Raw genomic sequence first — 24,290 nt, 5'->3', positions numbered from 1 at the left:
AAAACGAAAAGGAGCTTGTTTGCGCAAGCCCCTCTTGTCGTCTGTTCTTAACGAATTTCTTTAATACGAGCAGCTTTTCCGCGAAGACTACGTAGGTAGTACAATTTCGCGCGACGTACTTTACCACGGCGAGCCACTTCGATTTTTTCGATTTTAGGCGAGTTAAGCGGGAAAGTTCTTTCCACACCAACACCGTAGGAAATTTTACGCACTGTAAAAGTTTCGCTAATTCCACCGCCGCGACGTTTAATTACAACGCCTTCGAACAATTGGATACGCTCACGAGTTCCCTCGATAACTTTCACATGAACTTTTAGCGTGTCACCAGGACGAAAGTTCGGTAGACCTTGGCGCAGATTTTCTTGCGCAATTGTTTGCAAAAGATTCATTTGATTCACTCCTTCCACCATAGACGTTCTTATAAGCTCACCGAATTCCTCTGAACCGGTTCATCGCTGATAGCGGACCGTCCGACTTAACGAACAACATTAGAAATTTTACCATAACCAGCCCAATAATACAACACGATTTTTTTTATTCCTATTTTATGTATACTAACACCGAATCGACTGATTGTCCCCTTTTGACCGCATGAAGGCTGCGGGCGTTAAATACCATTCTGCCGCAGAAAACATCGCAGCCGGATACCCGGATAGCATTTTTGCCCACTATGGCTGGGTCAACTCCATAAACTGCTCTTCTGTTCCGGCTTAAACGTCTGGTGACAAGATCGCATAAGCTCAAAACTTAGTCATTCTTATGTTTTATATTCGAACAAAGCCGCAACGGCATCCGCTGCGGCTTTCTTCTGACTGAAGTTATTCTATTTATCCGCTTTATTTGGCTCCTGCTTCGACCGAGCAGCCAGCCATTTCCGTTCCTTATCCGAAAGCGCAGCGCTCTTCAGCAGGTCAGGACGGCGCTGCAGCGTCCTAAGCAGCGACTGCTCGCGGCGCCACACCTCTATATTCGCATGATGGCCGGAAATGAGAACATCCGGTACTTCCCAGCCGCGGAATTCAGAAGGCCGCGTATAATGTGGATGCTCAAGTAAGCCCGTGCTATACGAGTCTGTAACTGCTGAGGTTTCGTTGCCAAGCACCCCTGGAAGCAATCTAACGATGCTGTCAATGAGCACCATCGCCGGAATTTCTCCGCCTGTTAGGACATAATCGCCGATCGATAGCTCGTCCGTGACCAGATGCTCGCGAATACGCTCATCATAACCTTCATAATGGCCGCAAATGAGGACCAGATGCTTCTCTTTTGCTAGCTCTTCTGCCTTCTGCTGTGTAAACTGCTCCCCTTGCGGACATAGCAAGATGACGCGAGGCTTTACATGCTCGTCCAGCTTAAGATCCTCAACTGCCGCAAATACCGGCTCAGGCTTCAATACCATGCCGCCTCCGCCCCCGTACGGATAGTCGTCGACCGTATTATGCTTATTGCCCGAATAAGCACGGAAGTTAATAGCCTGAGGGGAGACGATCCCTTTTTCTTTCGCTTTACCTAAAATGCTCGCATGAAATACGCCGTCGAACATTTCCGGAAACAGCGTCAGCACATCTATTTTCATCGCTTAAATCAATCCTTCCATCAAGCGGACCATCACGATCTTTTCTTTTGTGTTGACGCTTATTAAGACTTCATCGATGACGGGTAAGAGCAGCTGCTTGCCGGAGCCTTTCGGCCGGTCAACAACCCATACATCATTGGCGCCCGGGCTTAAAATTTCGGAAATCGTGCCCAGTTCCTCACCTTCTTCTGTTACGACGCGGCAGCCAATTATCTCGTGGTAATAATATTCGCCTTCATCCAGATCAACCAAATTAGACTCGGATACCTTAAGCACCCAGCCCTTATATTTCTCAACCTGATTAATGTCAATGAAGCCTTCCAGCTTCAGTATGTATACGTTTTTGTTCGGCCGGGAGCTAATAACATTGACTTCAAGCGTTGCTCCGTTTTCCTCATTCTGCATGAGCAGCTTACTGCCGGCTGCGAACCGGATATCTGCAAAATCCGTTTGCGAAAGTATTTTCAATTCTCCCCGAAGACCGTGCGTATTAACAATTTTCCCGACTGTAAACCATTTTTCGCTCATTACAACCAGCCCTTCATTTGTGTATACCCTTATTATACATATAAAAACGGCATCGTTCCACGCTGGAGAACGAAGCCGCTAGGTTAAGCCTTATACTAAAAAAACAGCACATTAAAAAAAGGCTAGGACATTCATCCTAACCTTCTTCCTGTACGTTCATCATGACATAATGTCGACGATGACGCGCTTTTGCGATTTGACGGAAGCAGAAGTCACTACCGTACGCATCGCTTTCGCTATGCGTCCCTGTTTACCGATGATTTTACCGACATCCTCGGGGTGAACCGAAAGCTCGTATATCGTGCCTCGGTCATCATCCTTCACATTGATTAGCACCTGATCCGGATGATCAACCAATGCCTTCGCTATGACAAGTATCAATTCTTTCATCTCAAGGCCCTCCGCTATTCAACAGTTATTTCTGTTGCCTAAGCTCATGGAACTTTTTAAGAACACCAGCTTTGGAAAGCAAGTCACGAACTGTATCAGATGCTTGCGCGCCTGTTTGCAGCCATTTCAACGCTTTTTCTTCATCGATCTTAACTTGAGCCGGTTGTGCAACCGGGTTATAAGTGCCGATCTCTTCGATAAAACGTCCGTCACGCGGTGAACGGGAATCCGATACTACTACGCGGTAGAAAGGAGCTTTGTGAGCACCAATTCTTTTCAAACGAATACGTACTGCCATGAAAATTCACCTCCTTCAAAGAGTAAACAGCTGTTAAAACGGGAACTTCATATTTTTGCCGAGCAAGCCCTTCAGGCCTTTCTTGCCGCCCTTCGGCCCTTTCGGTCCCATCATCGATGAGAATTGCTTCATCATTTTTTTCATGTCGTCAAACTGCTTAATGAGGCGGTTAACCTCAACGACCGTTGTGCCGCTGCCGGCAGCAACGCGCTTTCGGCGGCTATGATTTAGCAGCTCCGGCTTTTGCTTCTCATCTTTCGTCATGGAGCGGACAATCGCCTCGACGCGGCCGATTTGCTTCTCATCGACCTTTATATCCTTCATGCCCTTCATCTTGTTCATGCCGGGCAGCATATCCATAATTTGATCGAGCGGCCCCAGATTGCGAACCTGCTCCATCTGATCGAGGAAATCGTCGAACGTAAAGTCTGCTGTGCGCATTTTACGTTCCATTTCCTTCGCTTTCTCTGCATCGATGCTCGACTGCGCCTTCTCGATGAGTGAGAGCATATCGCCCATGCCGAGTATCCGGGATGCCATACGCTCCGGATGGAACGGCTCCAAGGAGTCAATCTTCTCACCCATCGCCGCGAACTTAATCGGACAGCCCGTTACGGCTTTGACCGAAAGCGCCGCGCCACCTCGGGTATCGCCATCGAGCTTAGTCAGTACGACACCGGTTAAAGCGAGCTGCTCATGAAAGCTTTGCGCTACGTTAACCGCATCTTGACCGGTCATCGCATCAACGACGAGAAGCACTTCGTCCGGCTTCGTAATCTGATGAATTTGCTTCAGCTCTTCCATCAGCTCTTCGTCGATATGTAAGCGGCCTGCGGTATCGATAATGACATAATCATTGCCGTTCTCTTTGGCATGCTGAAGTCCGGCACGCGCAATTTCGACTGGTGAAATCTGATCACCAAGCGAGAAGACCGGCGCATTAATCTGTTCGCCAAGAACCTGAAGCTGCTTAATCGCTGCGGGACGATAAATATCACACGCGATGAGAAGCGGCTTATTGTTGCTCTTCTGGAGCAGCTTTGCCAGCTTGCCTGTCGTCGTCGTCTTACCGGCACCCTGCAAGCCTGCCATCATAATGACTGTCGGAGGCTTGCTTGCCTTCACCAGCTTGCTTTGTGTGCCGCCCATAAGCTCGGTTAGCTCTTTATTTACGATATCGATGACGACCATGCCGGGCGTAAAGCTCTTTGACACATCGAGGCCAATTGCCCGTTCCTTCACTTTCGCGATAAAATCCTTCACGACCTTAAAGTTAACGTCCGCCTCTAGAAGCGCCAATCGCACCTCGCGCATCGCTTCACTAACATCTTCTTCGGAAACCTTACCTTTGCCCCTCAGCTTGCTGAACACATTTTGAAGCCGGCTTGATAAGCTCTCAAATGCTGCCATGTACCGTCACCTCCACTCTTCATGTATTATTCAGCCTAATTAAATTGTGCAATGACACGCATAAGCGCCTGCCTGTCCTGCTCAGCAATCGAAAGCTCGTTTACGCTGTTGACAAGCTGCACCGTTAATTGTTGAAGTGATTCATGCCTTACAAGCAAGCCAAGCTTGCTTTCATAGCTCTCAAGCACCTGTTCAGCACGCTTGATGTGCTCATATACCGCCTGCCGGCTAATGCCGAACTCTGCCGCGATCTCTCCAAGGGAGAAATCATCGTGAAAATAATATTTAAGGAACGTCCGCTGCTTCTCTGTTAAGAGCGGCTCGTAAAAGTCGAACAACAAGTTTATTCGGGTCATTTTGGATAAGGCATCTGGTTCATTTGCTTTCATCCCCGCAGCCCCTCCTGTTATTATGCTTGCGTCACCGACAAGGTAAATACCTTTACACTAGGCGACGTCTATTATCATACATGACGCCATAGGCAGCTGTCAAGCATTTCCCCTTGTCACCTTTACAAGCAGCAAAGACCAGCATTGAGCTCGGCTCAAAAGCGCGTTATTCCGTCGTTTTCTCCGAATCCTGCTCATCCTCGCGTTGGATTAACCCGGCAAACAGCGCGTGGATAAATTGCTCCGAATCAAACTGCTGAAGGTCGCCCATTTTCTCTCCTAGCCCAACAAGCTTGACCGGCAAGCTAAGCTCATTCCGAATCGCGATAACGATGCCGCCCTTAGCGGTACCGTCCAGCTTCGTCAGTACAAGACCGGTGACGCCGCTCTTCTCGCCGAACAGCTTCGCTTGGCTGAGCGCGTTTTGACCTGTCGTTGCATCAAGCACAAGCAGAACCTCATGCGGGGCATCCGGCAGCTCGCGCCTTATGACGCGGAAAATTTTATTGAGCTCTTCCATCAAATTCGTTTTATTTTGCAGCCTTCCAGCTGTATCGCACAAGAGCACATCTACGCCGCGCTGTTTAGCGGCTTGCACCGCATCATACATAACGGCCGCCGGATCCGCTCCTGACTGCTGCTTAATAACGTCGACGCCTACGCGCTGCCCCCATACCTCAAGCTGCTCGATTGCTCCTGCACGGAACGTATCACCGGCTGCCATAAGCACGCTTTTGCCCTCACTCTTGAACTTGTGCGCAAGCTTTCCGATTGTCGTCGTTTTGCCGACACCGTTAACCCCTACGAACAAAATAACGGTAATGCCGCTCGAAGCCATCCGTAAACCGGATTGATCGTCACTCTTCATAAGCTGGATCAGCTTCTCGGAAAGAACCGGCTGCAAATCTGCGGCATCCTCGATCTTGCGCTTCTTCACCTCGACGCGAAGATCGTCAATCAGCTGCATAACGGTGTTTACGCCAACATCCGCGCCTATTAGAATCTCTTCAAGCTCCTCATAAAATTGCTCGTCGATTTTTTTGCGGCGCGTAATAAGCTCCTCGACCTTTTCTACGAACGCAGTACGCGTCTTCGACAAGCCTTCTTTGAAAACATTCGTTACCGCTTCCGTCTTCGTTGCGATACTTTCCTTAAGCCTCTTAAAAAAACTCATCGTTTCAACTCCCTATCCTCACATTGCCGGCTTTATTTGTTTATGCGGATACCGGCTCTTCATCATCCTCTAAGCGTACCGATACGAGCTTGGATACGCCGCCTTCCTCCATCGTAACGCCATATAACACATCTGCTTCTTCCATTGTACCCTTGCGGTGGGTTACTACGATGAATTGCGTCAGCTCCGAAAACTCGCGCAAATATTGAGCGAAACGCGATACGTTTGCTTCGTCGAGCGCGGCTTCTACCTCATCGAGCACGCAGAACGGAACCGGCTTCACCTGCAAAATGGCAAACAGCAAGGCGATCGCCGTCAATGCGCGCTCTCCGCCAGACAGCAGCTGCAGGTTTTGCAGCTTTTTGCCCGGTGGCTGCGCAACGATATCAATACCGGTATCAAGCACGCGATCCGGCTCTACGAGCACAAGATCAGCCCTTCCACCGCCGAATAGCTTCGCGAATACGATGACAAAATGTCCGCGAATCGCTTCAAAAGTCATTTTGAACCGTTTCGACATTTCATCGTCCATTTCACGGATTACCTGATACAGCGTCGTTTTCGCATCGATTAAGTCATTCTTCTGCTCTGACAAAAACTCAAACCGTTCGCTAACCCGCTCATATTCCTCGATAGCGCCCAGGTTAACCTCGCCAAGAGCCGTTATCTGGCGTTTAATATCTCTAACCTCGTTCTGCGTCCCGACAACATCCTCCGGCACCGGATACTGCTCTTTGGCAAGCTCATAGCTGAGCTCATATTCCTCGCTTAGCTTGCGAAGCAGATTATCCAGCTCCACATCAAGCCGGTTAGCAGCAATCTCCGTCTGCCGCATTTGCTCTTCGACTTGTCTGAGCTGAGCACGCTGCTCCTTCGTCTCACTTTCGCCCAGATCAAGCTCAGTAATACGCTGTGCGCGCGCAGATCGCTTCAAATCCGTCTGTTCCGCGCATTCCTGCTTCTTCAAGCGAAGATGGTTAAGCTGCTCAATCTGCTGCACCGTCTCATCGGCATGGCGCTTCAGCTCTTCCTCCTGCTGTACGGACAAGGAGCGAAGCCCTGCCAGCTCCTGCTTCACCCGCTGTATATCAGCGCGCACGCGTGCCGATTGATCCTCGAACGAGAGCCTTTCCTGATCCGTCTTCGCCGCCGCGATCTTAATATCGGTAAGCTGGCCTTGCAGCTCTTCCTTAGCCGATTCGCTCGCTCTACGCCGCTCCTCCGCCATACGGATCGCTTCCTGCAGCCTTGCCTCATCTACGACAAGCTGCTCTAACCGGAGCTCTGCCGCTGCAGCCGCCGCCTGCGCATCCTTCTGCTCGGATAAATGCGTATTGCGGTCTGCCGAGTATAGCTGCCGCTGTTCATCCAAATGCTTGGCTTCATTGTGCAGCTGCTGAAGCTCCGCTCTGATTTGCTGCTCCTCAATCCGGCTTTTCTCGCCTTCAGCGCGCAATTCCTCTATTTTTTGGGTGCGTATCGAATGCTTTTTGCGCAAATCGCTTAGCTTATTGCGCAGCTGCTCTACCATCCTGCGTGCATTCTCAATATCTTGGTCAAGCGCGTCGATCTGACGTTGACGGCCAAGCAAGCTGGCCCCCTTCTTCTGCAAGCTGCCTCCCGTCATCGATCCGCCGGCATTTACGATATCGCCCTCAAGTGTAACGACGCGGTAGCGGTATTGGCACTTCGAAGCGATCCGATTCGCTTGTTCTAGCGTCTCGGCAAGCAGTACATTACCCAGCAAATTATTCACTATCGCCGCATAACGGGAATCCGAGCTGACCAGATCAGCAGCAACACCAACGAAACCGTCGACCGATTCTGCAGTCCGCTTGTCATGCTCAGGCACTTGTCTGCCACGGATGACATCCAGCGGAAGGAAGGTTGCCCGTCCAAGCTGGCGCTGCTTCAGAAAGGCGATTGCGGTACGGGCCGTTTTCTCGTCCTCCATGACAATGTGCTGCAGCGCTCCGCCAAGCGCCGTCTCAACAGCCGTTTCGATACGTTCAGGAACACGAACAAGCTCCGCAACCGCGCCATGAACACCGCTAATGCCGCCGCTGCCGCGCCTCGAGGCTTTGAGCACTTCTTTAACACCCTGCATGAAGCCGTCTAAAGCATCCTGCATTTCCTTCATCGTGTCGCGTCTCGAAACGTGACTGTCGAGCTTCTGCTCCCACTTTCGAATGGCTAACGTAACTTCTTCCATGCTTTGCGAAATCGTTCTGGTTTGCTCAGACTCGGCGAGCGATGTGTTCCTTGCCTGCTCCAGGCGAGCGAGCGTAGATTCAAGTGAAAGCGTTAGCTCTGACCGTCTTTCATCCAGTCTTGCTTGCTGCTCCTGCCATTTTGTCTCGTCCTCGCTAATTCGCTCCATACGCCGCTGCAGTGTTTCCTGCTGCTGAGCCGCATATCGAATTTCATTGCGATGCTGAGCCATTGCGCTGAGCACCTCCAGCAGCTCGCCCTTAAGCGTTTCCTCCGCATCGGCAACTGCACCGCCCGCAACGCCAAGCAATCGCGCTTCTTCTTCGGTAATTTTCGCGCGGAGATCAGCCAGCTGAAGCTGAAGCGCCGCAGCGCGGCTGCGGAATTCCGCTTCCTCCTGAGTCATAGTGCCAATGCGGGCATCCTGCGCGGCAATAGATTCTTCAAGCTGCCGTTTATTCTGCTCCAGATTGCGTTTGCGCTCTTTAAGAACCTCGCCATAGCCCTCGCATTTCTCAAAATCCTCGCTAATTTGCAGCATCGCTTCATGAAGCTGGTCGAGAGCCTGCTCAAGCTCCCGCAGCTGCTGGCGATCCTTCTCCAAATGCGCATCATGCTTGCTGACAACAGTGGACAGCTGAAGCTGCTCCTGCTGCAAACGCTCAAGCTTGCCGTTCGCTTCATTCCAGGAGCTATGGATCTGTTCAATGTTATGTACGTACATTGAGATTTCTTTCGTTTTCAACTGTTCCTTAAGAGCCTTAAAGTGAATGGCTTTCTCCGACTGCTTGCGCAGCGGACCAACTTGATCCTCAAGCTCCGCTACAAGGTCATGTATGCGAAGCAGGTTCTGCTCGGTTTCATCGAGCTTTCTCTGCGCCTCGCGTTTACGCGACTTGTATTTGACTATGCCGGAGGCTTCCTCAAAAATACCGCGCCGGTCCTCCGAGCGCGTGCTTAAAATCTCTTCAATTCGACCTTGTCCGATGATGGAGTAAGCCTCTTTACCGATACCGGTATCCATAAACAGCTCGGTAATATCTTTTAGCCTGCACGGCTGCTTGTTAATCAAATATTCGCTATCGCCGCTCCGGTGTACACGGCGGGTGACCGTTACCTCGTTATACTCAAGAGGCAGCGCACCGTCAGCATTATCCAGCGTAAGCGAAACCTCGCTATAGTTGACAGCCTTACGGGCATCGCTTCCGGCAAAAATAATATCCTCCATCTTGCCGCCGCGCAAACTCTTCGCGCTTTGCTCGCCAAGCACCCAGCGTATGCCATCCGAAATGTTACTTTTTCCGCTGCCGTTCGGACCTACCACCGCTGTAATTCCGGTTACAAATTCCATTTCAGTCTTATCGGCGAAAGACTTAAAACCTGATAATTCAATCCGTCTCAGAAACATGTTTTGGTTTTCACCTCACCCCTCATTGTACCACATCTAATGGGCCTTGATAACCTTAACGGCGGTTTAACGGTAGCCCAGTGAAAATGGCTTTCACCTTCCTTAGACCGTACAAAAGCGTCGTCGCCATTTATTATCATATCGAATACATGTATGTATTTTCAGTTATTACCAAGCGCAAACGGCTGTCGCCGTCCTTGGCGGCAAAAGCTTGTTTCGCGGTGAAATATAAGTATATTTATAAGTGTGAAACTTATAAATATCTTATATTTTAAGAAAAAAAGAGTGTCCTTCCGGTCGCATGACCTTCACTGGACACTCTCTTCGCTGATTAAGCTTGTTCCTGCGACAGCGTACGCCATGCTTCAGCCGCAGCACGCTGCTCCGCTTCCTTCTTCGTTCTCCCGTTTCCAACGCCAAAGCGTTCTTCCCCGAGATATACTTCAACGACAAATTCACGATCATGCGCTGGTCCACGTTCCTCGATGATACGATATTCAACCGGACCCAGTCCATGATGCTGAGAGCGCTCCTGCAGCTTCGACTTGGAATCCTTCACAAGCAGGCCGTAGTCATTGGACTCAACGAACGGGAACATATGCTCATTAAGGAAGGCTCTCGTTTGCTCAATGCCGGCATCAAGGAAGATCGCGCCGACAAACGACTCAAACAAGTCAGCCAGCAAAGCCTGACGCTGCCTGCCGCCTAGCTGCTCTTCACCGCGCCCAAGCAGCACGTGGGAGCCGAGCTCCAGACGTTCCGCAAATTGTGCCAAGGAAGGCTCGCAGACGATAGAGGCGCGCATTCTCGTCAGCTCGCCTTCCGGTCGCTGCGGATAAGTCGCGAACAAATATTCCGACACTAGCAGCTGCAGCACCGCATCACCCAAAAACTCCAAACGTTCATTGTCCTGAGCAGACCCGCGCTTGTGTTCATTGACATAAGAAGTGTGGGTGAAGGCCTGCTTCAGCAGCTTCGTACGTTTAAAATTCAGCTGCAGCCGCTGCTGCAGCTCATAAAAGGAATCACGCTTCATAAACTTTCATCACGATCGATGCATTGTGACCACCGAAGCCGAACGAGTTTGACAATGCCGTCTTCACATTCGCCTCACGCGGTGTATTCGGGACGTAATCGAGATCGCATTCAGGATCCTGATTATCCAAATTAATGGTCGGAGCAATGATACCGTTTTTGAGTGTCAAGCCAAGAATAACGGCCTCTACGCCACCGGCAGCTCCAAGCAAATGGCCCGTCATCGATTTTGTCGAGCTGACCGCTACTTTGTAAGCATGGTCTCCAAGCGCTTTCTTAATCGCCTTCGTCTCCGAGCGGTCGCCTACCGGTGTTGATGTGCCGTGCGCATTGATGTAGTCGATGTCAGAAGGTTCAATACCGGCATCCTTCAACGCCTTCGTCATGCAGCGAGCAGCGCCATCCGGATCGGGCTCGGTCATGTGATGGGCGTCGCCGCTCATGCCGTAGCCAATCACCTCTGCATAAATTTTTGCACCGCGTGCTTGAGCATGCTCAAGCGACTCCAGTACCAATACGCCAGCGCCTTCGCCCATAACGAAACCGTCGCGGTCTATGTCGAACGGTCTACTTGCCTTTGCCGGCTCATCATTGCGTACAGACATCGCCCGCATCGAGCAGAAGCCCGCCATTCCTGTAGGTCTAATCGTCGCTTCTGCACCGCCGGCGATCATGACGTCGGCATCGCCGCGCTGAATCATTTTGAACGAATCTCCGATGGAATGAGTACCCGTCGCACAAGCAGTAACCGCTGTGCTGTTCGGGCCTTTCGCGCCGGTAAGCATCGACACTTGGCCGGAGGCCATGTTCGCGATCATCATCGGGATAAAGAATGGGCTGACGCGCTTAGGACCCTTCTCCAGCAAAATATTATGCTGATCCTCCCAAGTGCCAAGCCCGCCGATACCGGAGCCAACCATAACTCCAACGCGTTCAGCGTCCGCATTTTGGCCAATTTGCAAATCCGCATCTTTAACCGCCAACTGGCTGGCTACTGCCGCAAATTGAACGAAACGGTCCATTCTGCGTGCTTCTTTTTTATCTAAACCGTAATCTTCGGGATTGAAATTTTTGATTTCTGCGGCAATGCGCGTTGGGTATTCGGAGAAATCGAAGGCCTCAACAACCGATACCCCGGATTTTCCTTCCATCAGGTTACCCCAGAATTGCTCCAAATCGGAACCGAGCGAGGTAATAACCCCCATACCAGTAACAACAACTCTTTGTTTCATTCGATTCACCTCTATGTCCAGCAATATAGATGAGCATGCTGCATCATCTTGTTTCATTTAAGTCGACGTTCATTTGATGCGTATACCCTGCTTATATTTCTCGGTAAATAAAAGCGATACCATTCGTGAACGGAGAGAGCCTTTACGCTTGAAATATAAGGAGGTATAAAATCGATGCGTATCAAGCTATAACGCTTTGCATAATCGTAATCAATGAAAACGGTCTAGATGGAGATAAGTCCCGTTTTTTTTAAAACGGGACTTGTCCTTCTTACGTATGAGATTGTATGTATTTAACTACTTCTCCCACAGTGGTGATTGTCTCTGCATCTTCATCAGAGATTTCCATATCAAACTCGTCTTCTAGCTCCATGACCAATTCAACGACATCAAGAGAGTCAGCGCCGAGGTCATCTTTAAATGAAGCTTCAAGTGTAACTTCCGCTTCGTCTACGCCTAGTCGGTCGATGACGATACGTTTTACGCGATCTACTACTTCGGACATCCGGTTCACCTCCTCCATGGTATTATACGAGAATTAAAGATAAAATGCCATACGTAACCGTGCTAATTCCACAAAGGGGAATTATTTAGTGCTACATATACATGCCGCCGTCCACATGAATCGTCTGTCCAGTCATATAGGCTGAGGCATCCGAAGCAAGGAAACGGACCGCATTTGCAATGTCGCTCGGGTCACCGAGACGGGCAAGCGGTATTTGGCCAGCCAGCGACTGGCGCATTTCTTCCGGTAGCTTGTCCGTCATTTCGGTTTGGATAAATCCAGGGGCAACACAGTTAACTGTTATGCCGCGGGACGCAAGCTCGCGAGCGCTAGCCTTAGTCAGGCCGATTACGCCAGCCTTCGCCGCGACATAGTTAGCTTGTCCCGGATTTCCGAGCACACCAACGACCGAAGAAATGTTGATGATCCGGCCGGAACGCTGCTTCATCATCGAACGAGTGACCGCTTTAATGCCATTGAAGACGCCCTTAAGGTTCGTTTCAATAACTTGGTCGAACTCGTCCTCCTTCATACGCATGATTAAATTATCTCTAGTAATACCCGCATTATTCACCAAAATGTCAACTGCGCCAAATTGTTCGATGACTTCCTTGACCATCGCTTCAAATTCGCTTGCTTTGCCGACATTAGCTTTGATGACAATTGCGCGTCTTCCAAGAGCTTCAACGGCTTGTGCCGTTTCAACTGCCGCAGCCTCGCTGCCGGAGTAGTTAACCGCAACATCCGCGCCTGCTTCGGCAAGTGCAATTGCAATCGATCTGCCTATTCCGCGCGACGCCCCGGTTACGAGCGCTTTCTTACCTTCCAAGCTGGCAAACATCATATCGCCTCCATCCTAATGTTCCGTTACCTGCAGCGCTTCAAGCGCAGTGATGCTGTTTATGGAAATGACCCTTACATTTTTGTCGATTTTCTTAATCAAGCCGGCAAGAACCGTTCCCGAGCCGATTTCCACAAATGTATCAACACCCTGCTGGATTAAATAGCGAACGCTGTCTTCCCATAGCACAGGTGAATAAACCTGCTCCACGAGTAAGCTGCGAATATCGTCAGCCGCTGTAGCGACATTTGCAGTCACATTAGCCACAACGGGAACGATCGCATCCTTCATCGCGATGCTTGCGAGCGTTGCCTGAAGATTAACCGCAGCAGGCTTCATGAGCGAAGAATGGAAAGGACCGCTTACTTCAAGCGGAATGACCCGCTTCGCGCCAGCCTCTTCCTTACCGCGTTCGGCAACTGCTTGAACGCCTGCGGCTGTGCCTGACACTACGATTTGTCCCGGGCAATTCACATTCGCCAGCTCGACAGCCGTGCCATCAGCCGTAATAGCTGCACATAGCGCAGCGAGCGTCCCGCGCTCCGCACCTAACACTGCCGCCATTGCGCCTTGTCCGCTCGGAACGGCTTGCTCCATAAACTGTCCGCGGGCGCGAACAGTTCGAACGGCATCCTCGAAGCTAAGCACGCCGGCAGCGACAAGCGCGCTGTATTCTCCAAGGCTGTGACCAGCCACATAATCCGGCCTCAGTCCGCGTCCTTCTAATGCCGCAAGCAAGGCGACACTGACGGTAAGCAGGGCAGGCTGAGTATTTGCTGTCTGCTTCAGCGCCTCATCCGGACCTTCGAATATAATACTGCTTAAGGAGAAGCCGAGAGCTTCATCCGCCTGTTCAAAAATCGAGCGGGAACGATCAAATGCATCGTAGACGTCCTTGCCCATTCCGACTACCTGAGCGCCTTGTCCCGGAAAAACAAATGCTGTTTTACTCAATACGTTTCCCCCTGACACGCGTATACGCATTGCGCCGGCCAGCGGCGGCAAAGCTCGAACGCGGTGAAATTTAGAACGATTATAAGAAGAAAGATTATCGCGGTTTATTTTATACTTGATGTTTACCTAAACATAAAAATTACCAGACAAGTACCGAAGCGCCCCACGTCAAACCGCCGCCAAAGCCCACGAGCACAAGGCGATCGCCTTCGCTCACCCGTCCCTGCTCTACAGCTTCTGCAAGAGCAACCGGAATGGATGCCGATGACATATTTCCGTATTTATCCAAATTAATCATCGCTTTATCCGCAGAAAGGTCTAGCCGGTTTAAAGCGGATTGAATAATCCGGATATTCGCCTGATGCGGGACAAGAAGGTCGATATCGTCCTTCGTAAGTCCAGCCTTAACCAAGGCTTCCTCGGCTGCGCCTCCCATGATCCTTACGGCAAACTTAAATACGTCATTGCCGGCCATGTGAATGAAGTGCTGCTTCGTCTCGATGCTCTCTGCCGTTGCCGGAATGCGGGAGCCTCCTCCCGACACTTTAAGCAGCTCTCCGCCGCTGCCGTCCGCGCCAAGCTCGAAGGATTGGAATCCACGGCCCTCTTCAACCCGTCCTAGGACGACAGCGCCTGCGCCGTCTCCAAACAGAATACATGTATTGCGGTCGGTATAATCCGTAATGCGCGATAGCGTCTCAGCGCCTACGACAAGCACATTTTTGTACATGCCGCTTGCAACCATGCTCGAACCTGTTGCCAGCCCGTAAATAAAACCGGAGCAAGCAGCCGACAGATCAAAAGCAGCCGCTTTCTTGGCTCCCAGCTTTTCCTGCAGCAAGCATGCCGTCGATGGAAAAAACATATCAGGCGTAATCGTAGCTACAACGATAAGATCAATATCTTCCGCAGTTAGACCAGCCGCAGCGATTGCTTTAAGCGATGCATGCAGAGCAAGGTCGGACGTTGCCTCCTCCGCGGATGCAAGGCGGCGTTCTTTAATGCCCGTGCGCGTGACGATCCATTCATCATTCGTTTCGACCATCGCTTCCAGCTCTTTATTCGTTAAAATGCGTTCTGGAACATATTTGCCCGTTCCAATAATGCCTACAGGATGTAAACTCATTCCTCACACTCACTTCCCGTTTATTTCTGCTGCAATCGTTTCAATCAGTTGGCCTTGAATGGCGCTTCGTGCTTGCCTTACCGCATTTTTGACGGCGAGCGCGTCCGACGAGCCATGACATTTTACAACAAGGCCGTTCAATCCAAGCAATGGCGCACCGCCATGCTCCTTATAGTCCATTCTTTTCTTGAGCGAGCGCAGCTTCGGCAGCATGATGGCCGCAGCCAGCTTCGTCATTAGCGATTGACCAAATGCGTCTTTAAGCGATGTGAAAATTGTGCCTGCCGCGCCTTCCATCGCCTTCAGCATAATGTTGCCGGCAAAGCCGTCGCAAACGAGCACATCACAATTACGGTTAAGAACATCCCTGGCCTCGACATTGCCAATAAAATGAATGGGCGCCGTTTCCAGCAAGGCGTATGCCGCTTTGCTCATCTCGTTCCCCTTCATCGCCTCGGTTCCGACGTTAAGAAGTCCTACTCTGGGCTTCTCCAGCCCATGAACCTTAGTGCGATATATACTGCCCATAATTGCGTATTGCAGCAAATGCTCCGGTTTAGCATCCATATTCGCTCCTAAATCAAGCGTCAGAATGCCGACATCGTCCATCGTTGGCATCATAGGCGCAAGCGCCGGTCTCTCGATGCCTTCCATCCTTCCAACGACGAGAAGTCCCGTCGTCATCAGAGCCCCCGTATTGCCTGCCGAGAGCATCGCATCGGCTTGCTTCTCGCGAACAAGCTGTCCGGCAACAACCATGGACGCTCCCTTTTTGCGCCGCACCGCCTTAACCGGCTCATCGTCGGCGCCGATGACTTCGTCCGCATGACATATGGTCACGTTAGCGGGCTTCCGCCCGTTCATAAGCGGTTCAATGACTGACGTATTGCCAACGAGCAGCAGCTCTGTATCCGGCCACTGCGCCGCCGCTTCAAGCGTTCCCTGTACGATTAAGCTCGGAGCGTTATCTCCGCCCATAGCATCAATAGCGATCCGCACGTTCGTTTCCTCCTTCCGTTTCTGTATCTCCCGCGGACCGGAAAATAACAAAGTTACCCTGGAACACCATTTCATCGCCAACATACGTAAACAGCTCGACCTTTGCCTTGCTTCGCTCGCCCGAGATGGACCTGACGTAAGCCTTGGCAATACATTTCTCCCCTAGCTTAACTGGACGGATAAATCTGATATCAGCCGTTACAGTAAGTGCAATTTCATCATCTATAATAGCAACTGCAAGTGAATTCGCCTGTGCAAATACGTGATGACCGCGAGCGATGCCGGTCCTTGAGAATACATGCTCTTCGCGAATCTCGAACACCGAGATTCCGCTTTTGTCCAACTCCAAATCGACAATGTCACCGATTACTTCATGCAATGGCAACGATCGAACCGAGTCGTAGGAGCGTTCGGCCATCAGCTTCAGCCGCTCCCTAAGCTCCGGAATACCAAGCTCCATCCGGTCAAGCCGAATGGTCTGGATGCTTACCTTTAGCAGGCGCGTGAGCTCCCGATCGGTTATAAAAGGATTTTCTTCAATGTATCGGGCAAGCTGCTGATGCCGCTGCCGTTTGGGCATTCGTTCGATGTTCGGCACCGCCTTTAACCGTGAAGTGACTGATAAACGATTTAAACCGCGCCTTAGCCCTATCAGCATCAGCACGATTAGTATTTGTATGTTGCCCGATTTTATCACCTGGTACTAAATAAGTATATAAAAAAATACGCTCGAGCGCAATGTAGCACAAGAAAGTATCGTTTTTAGCGCTATGAATTAACAAGTAAAACATTCTCATGCGGCAAAAAAATAGCACTTCATCGCGTGATGAAGTGCTATCCCTGACATCAATTCACTATTGGGAAATGATCTCTTTTGTTTTGTAATATCCACAAACTTTGCATACGTGGTGAGCCAATTTCAGCTCTCCGCATTGCTCACATTTCACCATGCCAGGTACTGCAAGTTTGAAATGCGTACGACGTTTATCACGGCGAGTTTTGGATGTTCTACGCTGAGGTACTGCCATATTTAACACCTCCTTCAAAAATTCAATCACAACTTAGCTATTCCTTAAATAGATCCTTTAGCGCTGCAAAACGGACATCAATCTTCTCCGTAGAACAGCTGCATTTGTGCTCATTTAAGTTTTGTCCGCACGTGGGACAAAGACCTTTACAATCATTGCTGCAGAGCGGTGCAAAAGGCATGAACAATTGAAGCGCTTCTTCCACATAAGGCCTCAAATCCAGTCTCTCCGCATCTACTTCAATAAAGTCACTCTCTTCCTCATCCGAATTCTCATCGCGCTCTGCGCTGGGCGAAGCCGGCTTGAATACTTCCGAGAAAGGAATAATCGTATGTTCCTTCACCGGATCGAGGCAGCGTGAACAAGCAAGCTCAAGATCGATGGCAAGCTCGCCATCAGCTTCAATAAAGCCTTCATGCCCTGTTACCTGAAGCGATACCCGGAGCGGTCCCGTGCGATAAACATCTTGGCGTCCTTTAAAAAGGTCACTGACATCCAACTCTTCGTTAACTGTCGTTTTTAACCCTTTGGACATTGTTTCTTGAATATGAAACTGCATCAGATCACCCCAAACAAACAAAGATTATTATATCTATCAGAATACCGTTTTGTCAACATTTTCACACTGTTTTTCACTAAACCTAAAGCAATCCGTGATTGAGCTCCCTCTCTATGCTATAGTGAAACAACCAACAATTAACAGAGAGAGGGTCAAACGAATGCGCACCGTCGGACTCATTGTCGAATACAACCCGTTTCATAACGGACATTTGTATCATTTACAACAATCGCGCAAAATAACGCAGGCGGACGCTGTCGTTGCCGTCATGAGCGGTCATTTCCTGCAGCGCGGCGAGCCTGCCCTGCTCGATAAATGGGCCAGAACGAAGATGGCGCTAGAGGGCGGCTGTGATCTCGTTATCGAGCTGCCAGTCGCTTATGCGACGCAAGCGGCCGAGTGGTTTGCCTATGGAGCTGTCTCCCTCCTCGAGGCGACAGGCGTCGTTGAAAGCTTCTGCTTCGGCACGGAAAACGGTGAGCTTGAGCCTTTGCTGCAGGCAGCCGAAACCGTCGCGAATGAGCCGCCTGCCTTCAAGGCGCTCCTGAAGCAGCTGCTTCAAACAGGCATAAGCTATCCAAGCGCATACAGCAGCGCAATAACCGCCTACTTATCGGATCGAGGATATGCCTCTGCAGCTAATTTCCCATTCGCGCTTCCCAATCATACATTGGCGCTCCATTATTTACTTGCCTTGAAACGGCTGGGCGGCAAAATGGAGCCCTTCACCATTACCCGCGAGAAGGCGCAGTATAACCAGGAAACCGCGACCGACAGTATGATTGCAAGCGCAACCGCCATTCGCAAGCTGCTGCTTGAGCAGCGCTCGCTTGAAGCAGCGCGCTCCTTCGTGCCGGAATCAACCCTGCGTACGCTGCAGCAGGAATGGTCGGCAGGCCATTGCCCAATCAGCTGGGAGCATTTTACAAGCGCTCTGCTTCATGCCATTGTAACTCGCACACCTTCGGAACTGGCCGAATTGCATGAGATTTCCGAGGGCATAGAACACCGGATCCGGAATGCCCTTCCGCAGCTGGCATCACGTCAATTCGAAGACATACTGGAGGCTTTGAAAACGAAGCGCTACACCCGGACGAAGCTGCAGCGCGCGCTTCTCTCTATTCTGCTAGGACACAGCAAAGCCGACTTCACACAAGACAAGCTCGCATCGGGAGTTGAATATATAAGAGTGCTTGGTTTTACGGAAAAAGGCAAGCATCTGCTTCGGCGCATGCGGAATTCCGCCAAGCTGCCCGTGCTGCTTAGCGCAGCGCGGGCACCGCAGCCTTTCCGCTACCTGGAGCTGGACACGCAAGCGAGCAGTGTCTATATGCTCGGCGTCCCTGGATCAACCTCCGCACACTCGTTGTTCCGTGACTTTACGGAGAAGCCGGTTACGGTTGAATAATTTCGGACTTCAGCGAGTTCTCGAACTTTTTATGTAGACGCATCATGAAAGGCTTGTATTTGATCCATTGCTTCCTTCAGCGTTTTAACGCTAACCACCTTCATCGGGGTGCCAAGCGCTTTTGCTTTCGCCTCGGCTTCCTCAAAATTATCCGCAGGCGCCAGAAACAGCTGGGCGCCCTCGCTGCTTGCAATGACGATTTTTTGCTTAATTCCGCCGATCGCGCCGACTTTCCCGTCCACGGTTATGGTGCCGGTTGCCGCTATGCGAAGGCCGCCCGATAAATCCCCTTTAGAGAGCAGATCTATAGCCTGCAGCGCAAAGACCAGACCGGCCGAAGGACCGCCGATATCTCCAGCTGTTATTGTGAGACGTTTGCCTTCATCCGCCGGCTCCAAGCTGCGGAGCTCGGTCAAACTCATGATGCCAATCGCCTCTAAGCGCTGCTCGTTTGTCATCGTCGAATGAAATAAGTTCGCTGCAAAGATCACATTAAGCCGTGTTCCTCCACGTTCAATCTCGAATTGAACCGGCTTGTCCTTGCTTATCTTTTGCAGTTTATCAAGCCATTCCGACATACTGCCGATCGGCTTAACGCCGTTAATTCCAAGAAGCTTATCCCCCGCCTTAAATGAGCTGGACCCGGTATTCTTCTTCACAAGCACATCGGATATGACAATGCCGTTCGTTCTGCTCTCATAAGGAAAACCAGCGTAACGATAAGCCGCTTCGATTGCATTATTTTGCGCCCCCTGCATAATAACATTCAATCTGTCTGCGTATTGCTCCTTCGAATAGCCTCGAAGCACATCCCGCTTGAGATGCACCTCCATGTTCGAATTCCACATCGACTGAAATGTGTGCAAAAAATTCGGCTCCGTCAATTTTACGGCAGTAAGCAAAAAATCGCCGCCGCCCAGACGATCGCCTTCTTCCATCAATACCATCGACTTAACGGGAACGGCAATTCCAGGCTCATAAACAACATAGGGCGTTGGAGCGTACAATATCACCCACATGAATGCTGCGGTCGATAAACCAATCATCGCCATTCTGCGTAAACCAGCACGTTGCTTTTGCACCTGTCACCCCCCATTCAAACTTCCGTTTTCCCTATCAGACATGCCGAAATCGCTTTTCGACTGCTGGACTAGCGATCGCATGTGGTCTATCCGGCACCCGGCATGCGTACTATTTAACGTATACGATTGTCCAATTCTTCATGTCTTCAATCTGCTTACCAGCCTGCCCTATCATTCATATTCCCCAGCGAAATAAAGGAGTTGAGCAGCATTGGCTAAAACGGTTTTGCTTGCGTTCCTGTCCATCTTGCTTGTCGTTGCCATTATTCTTCAGCCGGATGCTGCATTTCAATCCTCGCTGCAAGGGCTAACCGTATGGTGGAACATCGTATTTCCCGGCCTGCTGCCGTTTCTCGTATTATTTGAACTAATTACCGCCTTCGGCCTTGCGCATGCCATCGGTTCACTGCTGCAGCCATTAATGAACCGCTTGTTCAAGCTGCCGGGAGAAGCGGCGCTTGCGCTCGTACTAGGCTGGATGGGAGGCTATCCCGGAGGAGCGGAGGCGGTTGCTTCTTTGCGCAAAAAAAGTCTCGTTACCAAGCAGCAAGGCCAGCGGCTGCTTGCCTTTGCCCATATGCCTAACCCGTTGTTCATGCTCGTCGTCATTGGCGCAGGCTTTCTGCACAAACCTATTGTCGGAGTGATCATTGCAGTTATCGTATGGCTGTCTGCTCTATGGCTGATGCTTCTCATGACGCTGTTCAGTCAAAGCGGCCAAGCATCGGATATGCAATCTACTGCAGCTAAAGATACGGAGCGAGGCCTTGGCATGCTTCAGCGAGCATCCGAAGCGCTCCGCCTCGGCAGGGAGCAGGATGGCCGCAGCTTCGGCAAAGCGCTTGGCGATGCCGTTGCTGCCGGCGTTCAGAAGCTGATGCTGATCGGCGGTTTTATGATTTTCGCAGCTGTTCTTGCCAAATTGTCAGAGCCGCTTCTCTCATCTCTTCTGGACAAAGCCGGACTAAGCTTCATCAGCAAAGCCTTTTTTGAAGGCCACTTGGGTACCTATGCAGCTGCTGTCTGGGATGCGCCGGGAGCCGGAACACTTGGCAACGCCGCTGCGATCGCAGCCGTGCTCGCATGGAGCGGGCTCAGCGGCATTTTACAAGCAGGCTATTCCATTACCGGAACGGACCTTAAGCTTCTACCGTTCGTTGCATGGAGAGTCGCACATGCGCTGCATGCCCTCCTATTCATGCTGCTGCTCTGGAAGCCGGCCACGTCCCTGCTGCACCCTCTACTCGTACCAGCAGCCGCACCGGCATTTGCGCCAGTCGAATCATTCTCGCCGGATAAAGCCGTTGCTGTTGCCTTGAGAGCCGGTGATTTACCGTTATTATGGCAGTTTTCCCTGTCGGCCTGCGCTCTGCTTGCGCTCCTCGGACTCGGTATTTCTATTATGCTGCTGCCGTTTCGCCGAGCTGGCAGACCGCTATAATCGCTATAAGACGAATAATGGCTTAGGTGAAAATCCGTTTAGCTCTTTGGTTTATATTTCTCCCGCAATTGCTTCTCCACAACAGGCGGCACCAGCTCATGAACAGCCCCGTTGAACTGTGCGATTTCCTTGACAATGCTGGAGCTCAAATAGGAATACTTAGGGTTTGTCATCATAAACATCGTATCGATCTCATCATCAAGCAAATGGTTCGTCGAAGCGAGCTGAAGCTCATACTCAAAATCGGTTACCGATCGAATTCCTCTTATAATTACGTTAGCCTGCCGCGACTTCATAAATCGGACGAGCAAATCCCGGAAGCTGTCGATCTCTACATTCGGAATATCTCGCGTGACTTCGGCAAGCAGCGCCTTGCGCTCCTCAACGCTGAACATCGGATTTTTGCTGGAATTATTTAAAACGGCTACAATAAGCCTATCGAATTGCTTAGCGGATCTGCGAATAATATCCAGATGTCCATAAGTAACAGGATCAAAGGTTCCCGGGTATACGGCTACACGCTCTTGTTTATTCATTGACATTGACATTGACCTCACTTCCGTCGTGACTGTCTGAGCTGATATATTGGAATATGGACACGGCGGTATCCCCGTATTTCGCGTGCTTCAGTTGTTCAAAATGCTCCAGCTGCTCCGGATACCGGTGTGCTGCATCATGCTCGACTACAATAATCGCCTCCGGCTCCAGCAGCTGATTCACTGCGAGCTGCGCCATCAAACTGTCCATCGTTATCATTTTGTATGGCGGATCAAGAAAAACAAGCCGGAACTTCTGTCCCCGCTTCGCTAGCGCTTTCAATGCACGCTCCGCATCATTCCTATAAATTTCAGCGGCGCTGCCCATATTCGCCGTTTGTACATTTTGCCGAATAATCTCTACGCTTATTTTCTCCCGATCAATAAAGACGGTACGCTCTACACCTCTGCTCCAGGCCTCAATGCCCAAACCGCCCGTACCTGCAAACAGATCCAGCGCCGTTCCACCGTCGAAGTAAGGCCCGATCATGCTGAAAATAGCTTCCTTTACCTTATCCGTTGTCGGCCTCGTGTTCATGCCAGGCACAGCCTTCAGCGTGCGGCCCTTGGCCTCGCCCGCAATGACTCTCACTGCAATTGCCCCCTTCTATCTCATTCCCGCCTATCGTACCATAGAATCCCTTTCTTAATAAAGCAGAAGCATGTCGAAAATTACGGAGCAGAGGACCCGTCCAACTGTGCACAAAAATATTTCTCACCCTAATCATGTATATTTCCTCTTAAACCGGACAAGATACATTTATCGGCGTCGCAAGATGCCGTAGACAACCGCGGAGAAGACTTACGTTTCCCCATAAGCTCTTCGTCCGGTTTCTCCTCTCCCATGAAAAGGGCGTCCCGAAAGGGACGCCCGATTTTTTGTTTAAAGCCTTATTGCATCAATATGCTATTTAGATGAAACATAATGAATTTATTCTAATCCACCTTAATTTTTTCTAATTGGAATTACGCGCGCTAATTGTTTACCATACGTATATAACCTTTTTTTCTGCTCCTCTAAAGCGGTTGGAGATCCGCTCTAGAGGAGCCTTTTTCTTATTGAAGGTGCTTTCCTAGGTATTACCATCCTCGTGTGCTTCTGCCATCGGCTGCATTTACCAGTGACTGCAGATCAATTACATTCCCTTTATTATTCATCTTCCAATCTCTTCCTTATTATTTGTTTTTATAAGTGGGTTATGTTCTTCACAATTCATTAAGAGACAAGTGCATAGTTATTCGGGACATTATACACACTAAAAAAAACGAAAGAAGTGAATGATTTGACAAGTGTATTTGAAGCAGTCAAGGATGTAATGAAAACATTCATTGATGATGAACCAAAACCGCCCTTACATGTAGGCGAAGTAATGACTTGTTGGACAAACACTTGTCCAAACAAATCCAGCAATTATGAATAAACGGCAGTCCTAACCCCAGGGTTTGGCTGCCGTTTTGGTTTTTAGCTATTTTTGCAAAGCTCAATTTGAGGGCTCTTCTTAACGTTTAACATGGGCTTCAGGAGCCTTATCGTACACGAGATTCAGGACGATGCCATGCTCTAGGAGCGCCTTTAGTCCGCAAAGAACAATCGTAAATCCTTCCGTTGAATCTATGGCTTGCTTTACGATGTCATCCCCGTCTCCTATAAACCCAGAGTTAGCATATATCCTGTAACTCTCTCTCCCCTCCCGTGAAAAGGACGTCCTGCAAGGGACGCCCGATTTTTTTCAAGCTATAAAATTATTGGCTTTGAAACCCAATAGGTCTTTTAGGCTCCTCTGGATTTTGTCTTTTAACAGCCATCAATAAGAAACTGATTTGCGATACATGCTGGATTAATGTAACAGGACTTCCGTCATCTAAATTTCCAGTGAACATGATCAAGCTGGGATCATCATATCCAACATCGGTTATTTGAAAAGTTACAGACTTGCCAAATGTAACGAGCCTAACGCCTACCTGCTCGGTAGCATCCAGTCTCGCATCAAAATTTTTAATCATACGGATTATTTTCTTGTAAAACTCGCTCGCTAAATTCTGTCCTGGCGTATTTACCGGTTCGGACAAGTTAGGCATTTTAAATTGAGGCAACATGATTTCAGGCACTTTCAAGTCCAAGCTAATCACCTCCCTCGTTATCATTTCGACAAAAGCAGA

Annotated in this window: 25 protein-coding genes and 1 pseudogene; 2 read left to right on the top strand and 24 right to left on the bottom strand. The window is 50.1% G+C overall.

All coding sequences use genetic code 11. From position 1 onward, the window contains the following. Nucleotides 1-47: 47 nt before the first annotated feature. The 19 genes from rplS to ASG81_RS17925 form a co-directional block, all read right to left on the bottom strand. Nucleotides 48-389, bottom strand: coding sequence for a 50S ribosomal protein L19 (gene rplS, locus ASG81_RS18015; protein ID WP_053375699.1), 342 nt, complete (start codon nucleotides 387-389; stop codon nucleotides 48-50). Nucleotides 390-823: 434 nt separating this feature from the next. After that, entirely contained in the window at nucleotides 824-1,576 is a 753-nt protein-coding gene (trmD, locus tag ASG81_RS18010; protein ID WP_056637044.1) for a tRNA (guanosine(37)-N1)-methyltransferase TrmD, read from the bottom strand. 3 nt (nucleotides 1,577-1,579) lie between these two features. Next, the gene (gene rimM / locus ASG81_RS18005) at nucleotides 1,580-2,104 is read right to left on the bottom strand and encodes a ribosome maturation factor RimM (protein WP_056637040.1); all 525 of its coding nucleotides are present in this window, start codon (nucleotides 2,102-2,104) and stop codon (nucleotides 1,580-1,582) included. Between the two features lie 159 nt (nucleotides 2,105-2,263). Then, nucleotides 2,264-2,494 carry a KH domain-containing protein gene (locus tag ASG81_RS18000; protein WP_056637037.1) on the bottom strand — a complete coding sequence of 77 codons (231 nt, stop codon included), beginning with the start codon at nucleotides 2,492-2,494 and terminating at the stop codon, nucleotides 2,264-2,266. A gap of 25 nt (nucleotides 2,495-2,519) precedes the next feature. Continuing rightward, complete coding sequence (gene rpsP, locus ASG81_RS17995) at nucleotides 2,520-2,792, bottom strand: 30S ribosomal protein S16 (protein WP_056637034.1); 273 nt, start codon at nucleotides 2,790-2,792, stop codon at nucleotides 2,520-2,522. 33 nt (nucleotides 2,793-2,825) lie between these two features. Beyond that, nucleotides 2,826-4,202 carry a signal recognition particle protein gene (ffh, locus tag ASG81_RS17990; protein WP_056637031.1) on the bottom strand — a complete coding sequence of 459 codons (1,377 nt, stop codon included), beginning with the start codon at nucleotides 4,200-4,202 and terminating at the stop codon, nucleotides 2,826-2,828. A 35-nt stretch (nucleotides 4,203-4,237) separates the two neighbouring features. Further along, the gene (gene ylxM, locus ASG81_RS17985; protein WP_056637028.1) at nucleotides 4,238-4,591 is read right to left on the bottom strand and encodes a YlxM family DNA-binding protein; all 354 of its coding nucleotides are present in this window, start codon (nucleotides 4,589-4,591) and stop codon (nucleotides 4,238-4,240) included. Between the two features lie 166 nt (nucleotides 4,592-4,757). After that, nucleotides 4,758-5,765, bottom strand: a complete 1,008-nt coding sequence (ftsY, locus tag ASG81_RS17980; protein WP_056637025.1) for a signal recognition particle-docking protein FtsY — start codon at nucleotides 5,763-5,765, stop codon at nucleotides 4,758-4,760. Nucleotides 5,766-5,805: 40 nt separating this feature from the next. After that, nucleotides 5,806-9,384: a chromosome segregation protein SMC gene (smc, locus tag ASG81_RS17975; RefSeq protein WP_056637023.1), complete on the bottom strand. Its 3,579-nt coding sequence runs from the start codon at nucleotides 9,382-9,384 to the stop codon at nucleotides 5,806-5,808. Between the two features lie 331 nt (nucleotides 9,385-9,715). Further along, nucleotides 9,716-10,420, bottom strand: coding sequence for a ribonuclease III (rnc, locus tag ASG81_RS17970; protein ID WP_056637019.1), 705 nt, complete (start codon nucleotides 10,418-10,420; stop codon nucleotides 9,716-9,718). Then, on the bottom strand, nucleotides 10,410-11,651 hold the full coding sequence (fabF, locus tag ASG81_RS17965) for a beta-ketoacyl-ACP synthase II (RefSeq protein ID WP_056637016.1): 1,242 nt from the start codon (nucleotides 11,649-11,651) through the stop codon (nucleotides 10,410-10,412). Before fabF ends, rnc begins: the two co-directional genes overlap by 11 nt. 271 nt (nucleotides 11,652-11,922) lie before the next feature. After that, on the bottom strand, nucleotides 11,923-12,156 hold the full coding sequence (locus ASG81_RS17960; RefSeq protein WP_053375686.1) for an acyl carrier protein: 234 nt from the start codon (nucleotides 12,154-12,156) through the stop codon (nucleotides 11,923-11,925). Between the two features lie 91 nt (nucleotides 12,157-12,247). Beyond that, complete coding sequence (gene fabG, locus ASG81_RS17955; RefSeq protein ID WP_056637014.1) at nucleotides 12,248-12,997, bottom strand: 3-oxoacyl-[acyl-carrier-protein] reductase; 750 nt, start codon at nucleotides 12,995-12,997, stop codon at nucleotides 12,248-12,250. 15 nt (nucleotides 12,998-13,012) lie between these two features. Next, nucleotides 13,013-13,951 (bottom strand): ACP S-malonyltransferase, encoded by a 939-nt coding sequence (fabD, locus tag ASG81_RS17950; RefSeq protein ID WP_056637011.1) that lies wholly within the window; start codon nucleotides 13,949-13,951, stop codon nucleotides 13,013-13,015. A 139-nt stretch (nucleotides 13,952-14,090) separates the two neighbouring features. Next, nucleotides 14,091-15,077 carry a beta-ketoacyl-ACP synthase III gene (locus tag ASG81_RS17945; protein ID WP_056637008.1) on the bottom strand — a complete coding sequence of 329 codons (987 nt, stop codon included), beginning with the start codon at nucleotides 15,075-15,077 and terminating at the stop codon, nucleotides 14,091-14,093. 9 nt (nucleotides 15,078-15,086) lie between these two features. Further along, nucleotides 15,087-16,076: a phosphate acyltransferase PlsX gene (gene plsX, locus ASG81_RS17940; protein WP_056637005.1), complete on the bottom strand. Its 990-nt coding sequence runs from the start codon at nucleotides 16,074-16,076 to the stop codon at nucleotides 15,087-15,089. Continuing rightward, nucleotides 16,060-16,656, bottom strand: coding sequence for a transcription factor FapR (gene fapR / locus ASG81_RS17935; RefSeq protein WP_056637002.1), 597 nt, complete (start codon nucleotides 16,654-16,656; stop codon nucleotides 16,060-16,062). Before fapR ends, plsX begins: the two co-directional genes overlap by 17 nt. 274 nt (nucleotides 16,657-16,930) lie before the next feature. Next, nucleotides 16,931-17,104, bottom strand: coding sequence for a 50S ribosomal protein L32 (gene rpmF, locus ASG81_RS17930; protein WP_006036546.1), 174 nt, complete (start codon nucleotides 17,102-17,104; stop codon nucleotides 16,931-16,933). A 37-nt stretch (nucleotides 17,105-17,141) separates the two neighbouring features. Further along, nucleotides 17,142-17,663 (bottom strand): YceD family protein, encoded by a 522-nt coding sequence (locus ASG81_RS17925; protein WP_056636999.1) that lies wholly within the window; start codon nucleotides 17,661-17,663, stop codon nucleotides 17,142-17,144. 160 nt (nucleotides 17,664-17,823) lie between these two features. On the opposite strand from ASG81_RS17925, the gene ASG81_RS17920 reads away from it, so the two are divergent. Next, nucleotides 17,824-19,071, top strand: coding sequence for a nucleotidyltransferase (locus ASG81_RS17920; RefSeq protein ID WP_056636993.1), 1,248 nt, complete (start codon nucleotides 17,824-17,826; stop codon nucleotides 19,069-19,071). Nucleotides 19,072-19,100: 29 nt separating this feature from the next. On the opposite strand, the gene ASG81_RS17915 is transcribed toward ASG81_RS17920, so the two are convergent. Next, complete coding sequence (locus ASG81_RS17915; RefSeq protein ID WP_056636990.1) at nucleotides 19,101-20,153, bottom strand: S16 family serine protease; 1,053 nt, start codon at nucleotides 20,151-20,153, stop codon at nucleotides 19,101-19,103. Nucleotides 20,154-20,364: 211 nt separating this feature from the next. Between ASG81_RS17915 and ASG81_RS17910 the strand changes: the two genes are divergently transcribed. After that, the gene (locus ASG81_RS17910; RefSeq protein WP_056636986.1) at nucleotides 20,365-21,594 is read left to right on the top strand and encodes a nucleoside recognition domain-containing protein; all 1,230 of its coding nucleotides are present in this window, start codon (nucleotides 20,365-20,367) and stop codon (nucleotides 21,592-21,594) included. Between the two features lie 38 nt (nucleotides 21,595-21,632). Here ASG81_RS17910 and coaD read toward each other — a convergent pair whose 3' ends face one another. The 4 genes and pseudogenes from coaD to ASG81_RS17895 form a co-directional block, all read right to left on the bottom strand. Then, a complete protein-coding gene (coaD, locus tag ASG81_RS17905) occupies nucleotides 21,633-22,136 on the bottom strand; it encodes a pantetheine-phosphate adenylyltransferase (RefSeq protein ID WP_155971635.1) in 504 nt (167 codons plus the stop codon). Next, nucleotides 22,123-22,722, bottom strand: coding sequence for a 16S rRNA (guanine(966)-N(2))-methyltransferase RsmD (gene rsmD, locus ASG81_RS17900; RefSeq protein WP_056636981.1), 600 nt, complete (start codon nucleotides 22,720-22,722; stop codon nucleotides 22,123-22,125). Before rsmD ends, coaD begins: the two co-directional genes overlap by 14 nt. Nucleotides 22,723-23,629: 907 nt before the next feature. After that, nucleotides 23,630-23,791 (bottom strand): annotated as a pseudogene (locus ASG81_RS32865) (polyketide cyclase); the annotation flags it as partial. A gap of 82 nt (nucleotides 23,792-23,873) precedes the next feature. Beyond that, complete coding sequence (locus tag ASG81_RS17895) at nucleotides 23,874-24,251, bottom strand: DUF6173 family protein (protein ID WP_200961539.1); 378 nt, start codon at nucleotides 24,249-24,251, stop codon at nucleotides 23,874-23,876. Between the last annotated feature and the right edge of the window lie 39 nt (nucleotides 24,252-24,290).

Source organism: Paenibacillus sp. Soil522 (genome assembly GCF_001428245.1).
GTDB lineage: Bacteria > Bacillota > Bacilli > Paenibacillales > Paenibacillaceae > Pristimantibacillus.
This window is presented reverse-complemented; position numbering and strand designations above follow the sequence as displayed.